General features: G+C 63.0%; 2 protein-coding genes. Both read right to left on the reverse strand.

Translation table 11 applies throughout. The annotated features are described in order from the left end of the window. A partial coding sequence (gene mctP / locus A6U86_RS30710) for a monocarboxylate uptake permease MctP (RefSeq protein WP_068399754.1) occupies positions 1 to 1,466 on the reverse strand: 1,466 nt, incomplete at its 3' end. Continuing rightward, the coding region (locus A6U86_RS35045) for a DUF3311 domain-containing protein (protein WP_141683856.1) at positions 1,456 to 1,542 on the reverse strand (87 nt) is incomplete at its 5' end. The genes mctP and A6U86_RS35045, both read right to left, overlap by 11 nt.

The raw sequence follows: 1,542 nt of genomic DNA on the forward strand, positions 1-1,542 counted from the left end.
GCCGTCGCCCTTGCCGGTATCACCGCATTGAGGACCACCGACACTATGATGTTGGCGGCGAGTGCCAGCAGGCCGGTATAGACGGTGAAGCTGGTATCGCCGAGGCTGATGGCATGCAGCGGCTTCCAGCCGGCATCCCAGACCAGATAGGTGCCGCCGAAGAAGCCGACGACCCAGCCGGCCAGCAGTGCCGGTGCCCGGAACCATCTGGTGTAGAGACCGAAGACCAGGGCCGGCAGCGTCTGCAGGATCCAGATGCCGCCCAAGAGCTGCAGATCGAGCGCGAACTGCGTCGGCAGGAAGATGATGACCAGCAGCGCGCCGACCTTGACGACCAGCGAGGTCATCTTGGCCACCTTCGCCTCACCGGCATCGGACACATTCGGATCGACATAGGCCTTCCAGAAGTTGCGGGTGAAGAGATTGGCGGCACCAATGCTCATCACCGCCGCGGGAACGAGCGCGCCGATGGCGATGGCCGCGAAGGCAAAGCCGGCAAACCAGCTGGAGAACAGGGTCTGGAACAGCGCCGGCACGACATCGTTCGGACTATCCAGCTTCAGGTTGGCCGCATGGCCCATATAGCCGAGCAAGGCCAAGAGACCCAGCAGCAGCGTATAGGCCGGCAGCAGCACCGCATTCTTGCGGATGGTGTTGCCGCTGTTGGAGGCGAAGATGCCGGTCAGCGTATGCGGATACATGAAGGCGGCCAGCGCCGAGCCGAGCGCCAGCGTCGCATAGGCGACATACTGGTTGCCGCCAAGCAGCAGGCTGCCCGCACCCTTGGCCTTGAAGTCGGCATCGGCGGCGGCAAAGACATTGGCGTAGCCGCCGAGCTTGGCCGGGATGAGCGCGATGGCGGCAATGACCACGATATAGATCATGATGTCCTTGACGAAGGCGATCAGCGCCGGGGCACGAAGGCCTGCCGAATAGGTATAGAGCGCCAGGATGATGAAGGCGACGGCAAGCGGCAGCTCACCATGCAGCCCGAGCGCCTTGAACACCGCCGTCATGCCGACGAGCTGCAGGGCGATATAGGGCATGGTGGCGATAACGCCTGTCAGTGCCACCGCCAGTTCGAGCGAGCGCGAGCCATATTGGCCGTGCACGATATCGCCGGCGGTGACATAGCCATGATCCTTGGCGCGCCGCCACAAAAGCGGCATGACCATGAAGACGAAGGGATAGACGACGATCGTATAGGGCAGCGCGAAGAAGCCATAGGCGCCGACGGTATAGACCAAAGCGGGGACGGCGATCACGGTATAGGCGGTGTAGAAATCGCCGCCGACGAGGAACCAGGTGATCCAGGTGCCGAAGGTGCGGCCGCCGAGACCCCATTCGTCGATATGGGCAAGGGTCTTCGGCCGGCGCCAGCGGGCGGCAACGAAGCCCATGACGGTGACGAGCGCCAGGAAGAAGATGAAGACGGCCAGTGCTGTCGGATCGATCTCAGTCATCATGGCGCATGCTCCGATAGGCGATCCAGGTCAGGAACGCGGTGATCGGCACCCAGGCGAGCTGGTACCAGTAGAAGAA

Source organism: Rhizobium sp. AC27/96, assembly GCF_001692325.1.
Classification (GTDB): domain Bacteria; phylum Pseudomonadota; class Alphaproteobacteria; order Rhizobiales; family Rhizobiaceae; genus Rhizobium.